Annotated in this window: 5 protein-coding genes; all 5 read left to right on the top strand. The window is 43.0% G+C overall.

Translation table 11 applies throughout. The features are described 5' to 3' along the window. On the top strand, nt 1-1,953 hold a 1,953-nt coding region (locus gpAD87_RS21405), incomplete at its 5' end, for an FtsK/SpoIIIE domain-containing protein (RefSeq protein ID WP_269453519.1). Nucleotides 1,954-1,980: 27 nt separating this feature from the next. Further along, nucleotides 1,981-2,856, top strand: a complete 876-nt coding sequence (locus tag gpAD87_RS21400) for a DUF4007 family protein (RefSeq protein WP_064640490.1) — start codon at nt 1,981-1,983, stop codon at nt 2,854-2,856. Beyond that, nucleotides 2,857-6,195: a hypothetical protein gene (locus gpAD87_RS21395; protein WP_064640489.1), complete on the top strand. Its 3,339-nt coding sequence runs from the start codon at nt 2,857-2,859 to the stop codon at nt 6,193-6,195. Nucleotides 6,196-6,217: 22 nt separating this feature from the next. Further along, a complete protein-coding gene (locus gpAD87_RS21390) occupies nt 6,218-7,015 on the top strand; it encodes a phosphoadenosine phosphosulfate reductase domain-containing protein (RefSeq protein ID WP_231952698.1) in 798 nt (265 codons plus the stop codon). Between the two features lie 72 nt (nt 7,016-7,087). After that, nucleotides 7,088-7,516 carry a hypothetical protein gene (locus tag gpAD87_RS33005; RefSeq protein WP_442950727.1) on the top strand — a complete coding sequence of 143 codons (429 nt, stop codon included), beginning with the start codon at nt 7,088-7,090 and terminating at the stop codon, nt 7,514-7,516. Nucleotides 7,517-7,885: the final 369 nt, after the last annotated feature.

Here is a 7,885-nt window from a genome sequence, read left to right as displayed (position 1 = left end):
CTATGTGACGAGCTGCCCTGGTTTCATGGATCTGTGCGGAGACCTGATTTGGTCCGAACTTCTATTCGACGAAATGGGGAGAAAATCGCTTTGCATTTTGAATTGGTGGAGCTGAAGTTTATTTCACATACCATTTTTGAAAAGGAAAGATACGATGCGATAAAACAGGTAAAAGCAGGTCTGGATCTGTACCGCAGCCGTTTTCAATTCAGCGAACATTTGGCTAGCGCCGAGTTATGGCGCAAAGAACTGCTCTTTTATTTGTTGGAATATAACACGTATGACAGACAGGACGCATTGCTTTTGAAAGACCTGCAGGATATTCCAATTAAAGACATTGAGGTTACGCTGGCAGGCTCTATCGATACGTTTGTCTATACGTCAAATCTGATTGAATTGAGCACTATGGATGACCATAATAAGGGGTACCAGACGGAAATACTTCAGAATGAATATATAAATCATATATATAATCGTTCTTATATTTTGAAGGCATTGGGCGCAATGCAAGAAGAGACGATTCCATCGTTTGAGGCCATTCAAGAAATTACGGCGTATGTGACAGATAAGCTTGGACTTGGGCAGGAAGAAGGTACCAAATCACAAGAGAACAATGGCGTTAAGGCAGTGAATCAAGCGGTTACCGATCCTGACAAAGGCGGGAGATGCTTTGGGACAACTGGCATATCAGTATATGAGAGTAAGAATAGTTACGAATACGAGAAAGAGCTGGCACAAGGAACAATGCTCAGTAGTTCTTTGGTTATGGTGGAAAAAGAAAACATCATGGATAACACGGTTATCTATCCAGAAGTAGAAGCGTTATCCGACTTGCCGCTGGTGGAAGAGAGACAATCAGAAGATATCAATCCATTGGTGGAGAGTTATCAAAAGAAATTACGCTACAACTTCAATCAGAATGGTATTCAGATTAAAATCGTGGAATCTTTTGTAGGAGTAAGTGTCATTCGTATCGTTCTGGAGATCCCTGGAGATAAACCCTACAGCAGTGTGGAGAGCCGTGCCAAAGACATCTATTTATGGTTACAGTTATCCTCTATCCCGCTCATTCAACTACGGAATGGCCGAATAAATATTGATATTAATCGGGATACACCAGAGACAGTCTACTTTGAGAATTTTATGGCTCAAACAAGAAAACAGTTTCCCCCAGAACAGCTTAAAGGCAGACTGGTTGCGCCTGTTGGTATTGGACAACTCCGGGAATTGATATTTATGGACTTTTCCAGCTCAAATACGCCGCATTTATTGGTAGGTGGCACAACAGGAAGCGGTAAAAGTGTGACGATAAATGCAATTATATTAGCTATGATGTGTATGTATTCCCCTGATGAGGTTCAGTTCATTTTTGTTGATCCGAAGAAGGTTGAATTCCTAGTTTATGAGAATCGTGACCACACAAAGATTGTAATAACAGAGATTGAAAAGGCCGTTGAAGCACTAGAGCAATTGGTCGAGGAGATGGAGGAGCGTTACCGACTGTTTGTTAGCGAGAGCGTATCAAGCATCGATCAGTATGTTGAGTTTTCGGGAATCCCTATGCCAAGGATGGTTGTTGTATTTGATGAATTTGCTGACTTTATGGAGCGAGAGAAGAGCTTGAGTGCACGAGTGGAGAGCGCCATTATGCGGCTCGGGGCCAAAGCGCGGGCGGCCGGCATACATCTGCTGATCTGCACCCAAAATCCGAAGGCGGACATTGTGCCGACGAACATTAGAAATAATCTGCCAGCTAGGATAGCGCTGAAGGCAGCGGACCATCATGCTTCAAAAATTATTATTAGTGAAGAAGGAGCAGAGACGCTTGGTGGTAAAGGGGATTTTCTGATGAAAACAGATCTGCCGGAGATTGTCAGGGCAAAGAGTCCTTATTTAACCTCAGTTGTCAAGAGAACATTACTGCAGTACTTCGACAGAAACAATCAGCAATAACTTCGCTGGAAAGGAAGACGTCACAACATGAAATTTGGTCATCATCAAAGCTTCTACCTTCGGGTAAACTGGCTTTCCAAAGCGATGAAAATGAGAAATGAAGACCCGGGGTTCTTTTATAATGAATTCGGCTTTGAGAAAATCGGACTAGGGAAAAACATGGTGAAATCGCTAAGATATTGGGTCGTAGCAACATCTGTTATGGAAGAGAGAAAGAATGAGGAGCGGAAATCGATTCATCAACTGACCGAATTTGGTAGGTTGGTCTTTGAACACGACCGTTTCATTCGACTTCCCCTTACTGCTGCTGTGTTGCACTGCATACTGGCGTCGAACAAGGAGCAGGCTTCTACCTGGTATTGGTATTTTAATGAATTTAACCATCGTTCCGGGACCAATGATGAGGTGCTTGCAACACTTAGTGAATGGGTCAAGCAACATCATAACCGGGAGGTATCGACTAATACCCTGAAGCGCGATCTAGATTGTTTAAAACTGATGTACTCGGTACAGGCGAAAAGTGAAGATGATCCGGAAGAGGTTGTGGCAAGCCCGCTGTCCGGACTGAACCTGCTATACGAGACCAAAGATCAATTTGTAAAACAGAGCCCTGAAATACATCAGATTGATCTGGATGCACTTTATTTCAACTTGTTGTTTTATTGTGGTAATCATGGAGTGAACAGCGTGACATTGGAAGAGATATTAGTTAAACCCATGCTGTGGGGCAAGCTTTACCATCTATCTTCGAATCTAATTTTGGAAGCTTTGGAGCTGCTTCATGCTGACACCCTATATCCAGTAAAATTTGTGCGGACCAATCAGATTTACAGTCTCAATGTAGAGGTAGAAGACGCATATGCTTTTTTGAGAAAAGCATATTTACGGAAGGCGGTTTATTGAATGCAAGGATTCCGCTCAAGCATCAATCTGCAGCTCGATATACTTAATCAGGAGTTGCTTTATCAATATGTACTTACGCCTTCACATTCTGAAGTTCTTCGGGGTATTCTGGAAGGTGTAACCCAGGATGCGGCACATGCCCACCTATTGATCGGTGCCTATGGAACAGGCAAGTCACTTCTAGCAACAATTGTGTGTCAATTTCTGTCGAGACAGTTTTCTTCGGAGTGGCGGGCGAGGTTGTTGGTACAAGCGGAGCGAATCGATACTCAACTGGCAGCCCGATTACGTGAAGCCGAATGTGCGGAAATGACTTATATTCCAGTTGTTATTAACGGAAGAACAGGAAGTTTGCGAAAAATTGTTAATCAGGCAATTTTTCGTTCTCTGCATCAAGCTGGTATAGAGATTGCAACGCCCAACGAGGCTAAATCCATATTGGACACCGTTGATCGTTGGAAGCAGGATTATGCAACCACTTATGCTTCATTTCAGTCTCATTTAATACAACAGGAGTGGTTGGAAGCAGAATGGCGTTCCTCTATTTTAAATTATAATGAGGAAGTTACTCGTGATTTTATTGCATTTTACCCTACAGTGACTTCAGGCACACCTTGGGCGATTGAGCATGAGACTTATTTTGTAGATAATCTGGAATGGCTCTCCACTGAGCTTTCAGCTCAGAAGGTAGGCTTGATCATTGTCTATGATGAATTTGGTAGATTCCTTCAATCGCTTGGAGGGCCGGATACCGTTCAGAATATGCAGGATCTTCAAGATTTTGCTGAATTCGTTGACCGTTCGCCGAACGCCCATCTGCTAGTTGTGGGACATAAACATATCCGCCAATATGCAGTAAATGAGAGAGAGAGTGTTCGCGGAGAGTTCGAAAAAGTAGAAAAGCGATTTCGATTCTACAGTCTGGCAACAGATGCTTCTACTTTTCTTCGGCTTGCACAAGAGGCAATTGCTCCAATCAATACACAGTGCCTTCTGGATGGGGTGGATTTAGAAACACTGGAGAAACTTCAGTCTTATCCGTTCTTCAGTGAGTACACCTCATACCAGCTGGAGCATGGTATGATTCGGACGTTGTACCCGTTGCATCCTGTTGCTGTGTTGTTGCTTCCGCAACTGTCCAATATTTTCGGGCAGAACGAACGTACATTGTATTCCTTTCTGGCGGATAATGAGCGGTATAGCTTGATCGACCATGTTCATCAACGAAGTGGATATTATTTTGCAGATCAGTTGTTTCATTTTTTCAATATTGAGTCAGCTGAGGTCGGCGATCAGTCAAGTCTTCAGCTCTACCATACGATTGCGCCATATCTGGATAGCGAGCATTCTATGAAACGTCGTATCGTGGAGCTTCTCACGCTGTGGACAGTTACAAGACTTACTCAAAAACAGCCGCCAACATTATCCTTCCTGGCATTTGCTCTAGGTTCAACGTTGGAAGAGACGAAGCAAGTTTTGGATGAATTGTTAAAAGCTAAAATTATACGTTATAATTCGATCCGCGATTTGTGGGAGCTGTACGACGGCAGCTCAATGGATGTGAACGCCGTAGTGGCAGCAAAGATGAATTCTGTTTCACTAAGTGTACGAGAAAGTTTTGCTTTACTGGAACGGCATCTTCCTTTGACTTATGTTATGCCATATGAATATAACGATGATATGGATATGCTTCGTTATGCTGATGTACGATTTACGAATATTACAGAGCTCAAATCCGGCTATGACACGATTTACACAGCAGATGATCGTATTTGGCTTGTTCTATATATGGATGCTGATGAGATGGACGATCCTGATGTGTTCATGAATGAACTTAAGGAACCCTATTGTGTTGCATTTCCGATGTTTACAGCCGAGAATATTCGTCCAAGTCTGCTGCATTACAAAATCATCGACCAACTTCTTCATGACCCTGCGTTTCTAGCCGAGGATGGAAGAGTAAAAAATGAGTTGATCTACATGCTCCAGGAGACAAGCATGAGGATTAAAGCATTTGTGGATCGATATTTTGTTTTTGAAGAGCTCGACTGGAGATGGGGATCGGAACGAAGACTCATTAGAGATCTTAGGGGGTTGGAAGGATTGGTGACCGAGCGGCTCCGGAGCACCTACCAAGATACACCAATTATTCGGAATGAAGCTTTCAATCGTAATCGTATTTCAGGAATTCAAAGAAGAGCTTTAATTGATGTCATCGATCGGGTAATCCGCGAGCCAAATGAGCCTACTCTCGGAATAGAGGGATACGGGCCAAATTACCTCATATACGCCAGTGTTCTTAAAAATAACGGTTATACATTTGATGCGGAATCCGGGGTGTGCTGTACCGGAAAGCTTGAGGTGATCAGAGACGAACTGCGGCGAAGGTTGGATGAGCAGCCTATCGGAAAATTGTCGCAACTAGTTTCTATGCTCGGCGAGCCGCCTTACGGTATACGAGCAGCTGTTGTGCCACTCTTATTCGTCGCTCTGTTGAGGGATCGGTGGAATCAACTTCTCTTTTATTCACACGATATGCTGACCACTCATCTTAGCGGAGTATCGGTTTTGGAATTGATTGAATTATCTGAATCCTATGAATATCGTTATTTTAAATGGACGTTGGAAGAACAAAATCAACTTGAGGAGTTGGGTCATCATTTCGGGCTGCCTGCTGAAGCTTGTACAAGCTTCGTACATGTCGCTTCCGCCCTGCTATTGTGGCTACGAAGCTTGCCTAAGTATTCGCAGATAACGACTAGTATATCGCCTGCAACCCGACAAATTCGCGATCATATACGAGGTGCGGAGATTGATCCTTATGTCCATATGAAGGAGTTGGCATCTTATGGAAACAAACTGGCTGATGCGAAGAAAGAACTGGAGAGTTTTATAGAGACAAACGAAGTCGAACTGATCCGGCATGTGTTAAACCTAACAGGTCTTGAGTCCCTTTCCCAATTATCCGACGCTCTCGTTAAACTTCGTGATGGAGCAATTAGTAAAAACAGCAAACTCTCCACATTGCCTAAATTAGAGAATGAGCATGGAATGATGGATTGGCTGGCTGAACATCTGGTTGGCGTTCCCCGTATAGAGTGGTCTGATGCGACACAGGATTTATTACTAGGTCAGATTAAATACGAATGGCAGCTGCTCCAGGTGAAACATGAATCCGCCTCTACATATGATATCGTATTGGAGCCGATAGTTCCGTGGTCCAAAAAGTCTCAGACGCTGTACATCAACGTAAAGAATATGATGAAATATGCCGGGAAAGACATATCAGCTCAGGAAATAAGACAGTTACTTCTCAAATTGCTTCAAGAAATCGAATAGGGTTAAGGAATGAGGTATGTATATGAAACGAAAACCGGTCCATGTAGCCATGTACAGCGGGGGGGCTTCATCTGCATATGTGGCCTACCATATGGTGCAAACCTATGGGAGGGAAAATAGCCTTCTCTTTTTTACCAACACATTATGGGAGCATGAGGATAACTACCGTTTTATGCATGAGGTGGCAGATTACTTAGGTATGGAAATTACCTATCGTACAGATGGAAGAACACCTGAGCAGGTATTTTATGATTATAAATTTATGGGGAATTCGCGTCTTGCAAAGTGCTCGGAAGAGCTGAAAGTCAGGCAAACAATTATTTTCCTTGAAGAGCTTAGGGATGAACATGGTCTGGAACCTATTCTGTATTTTGGTATTGGACGTCATGAGCAGCACCGGGCAGAGAATTTGAAGGAGTTCTATGCTCATCGTCCGCTTGAGTCGGTAGAAACAAGATTTCCGCTTATTTCTACATTTCGGGAAGAAATTGACGCCAAGCGAATTATTGAGGAAGACTGGGGCATTAAGCTGCCCATTATGTATGAACTTGGTTTCTCACACGCTAATTGCGGTGGAAGATGTGTAAGAGGAGGGTTCCAACATTATGCTCAGTTGTATCGAACGTGGCCGGAAACATACCGGGAACAGGAAGAAATGGAGGAGCAATTTCGGGAGCATTTCGATAAAAACGTTTCTATTTTGAAGCGGAATGGAGGCCCGTTTACATTGCGCGAATATCGTAAAGAGTTGGAGCAGAATGGTTTGCAACGATACTTGAGTGTTGAGGACGATACGGTCCCATGTGTTTGTACATTGTAAACACAAAATTTTAACAAAGTAGTCTAAAATTAAATAATCTCCGCATACTAAGTAGTAATAACAATAGAATGGATGAAGCGTATGCGGAGAGCAGACATTAAGCAAACATTTCCTATCTTGTCCAATATGCAAAGTATTCGAATTGCCTATCATTTTTACAAAAAGTGTTTCTCAATTCGTTGTAGCTCTACCCGAAAGATTATCGGTTACATGGAACGAATTGTCGTAAGCAATGCACACTTTGTTGTATCTCCTTCGGGAAGGGCGCGTGTACTTCGGGAGAGAGTGAAGAATATTCATGCTTATGTACAGGGTGAGTTCGAATACCAGCATCAGTACGCTGATTACTCCAATGTCCATATGAGAGAGGCTTATTATAATCCTTATTTTGTCTCTACCTTTGTAGATAAAGAAAGTTTGCAACCGATTTATTCAGCTTCTTTAGTTATTTGTCAAAAAGGAAGAGTATATTGTACGATAGATAAACCGAGCTCGAAATAGACTTGAACCTATGTTCGAGTTTATTTTTTTTATGTTACGCCCAGCATGGGGGTCATCCCTAGGACTAAAATCTCAAACAAGGGCAGGCAAACTCTTGCGTTAGTCATTGGGGAAGATTCCATCGTTAGGTTAGATCTGAAGAAAGCTGGGGGCAAAAGCACGTCCTGAGGTACATGGATACCAACTGAAGGCGGCTGTAGCTGAAAATAACCCATACATGGAGAAATTCAAAGCTGCCAATGGTTGTTGTTGCCGGCACGCTTCTCCGTCTCCACAACATTATATATACGGTGTTCTATGAATTAGATCCTCTGGTTGGTGCTTCCGAAAGCCCTAGATGTCAGCAAACGAGCGACTGAGAATTGTGGA

This window comes from Paenibacillus sp. AD87 (assembly GCF_001659845.1).
GTDB lineage: Bacteria > Bacillota > Bacilli > Paenibacillales > Paenibacillaceae > Paenibacillus > Paenibacillus marchantiae.
This window is presented reverse-complemented; position numbering and strand designations above follow the sequence as displayed.

What these genes read in the sequence shown, in the direction of transcription:
- gpAD87_RS33005 (WP_442950727.1), top strand. Translation starts at nt 7,088, where the DNA reads ATGAAGCGTATGCGGAGAGCAGACATTAAGCAAACATTTCCTATCTTG.
- gpAD87_RS21395 (WP_064640489.1), top strand. Translation starts at nt 2,857, where the DNA reads ATGCAAGGATTCCGCTCAAGCATCAATCTGCAGCTCGATATACTTAAT.
- gpAD87_RS21390 (WP_231952698.1), top strand. Translation starts at nt 6,218, where the DNA reads ATGAAACGAAAACCGGTCCATGTAGCCATGTACAGCGGGGGGGCTTCA.
- gpAD87_RS21400 (WP_064640490.1), top strand. Translation starts at nt 1,981, where the DNA reads ATGAAATTTGGTCATCATCAAAGCTTCTACCTTCGGGTAAACTGGCTT.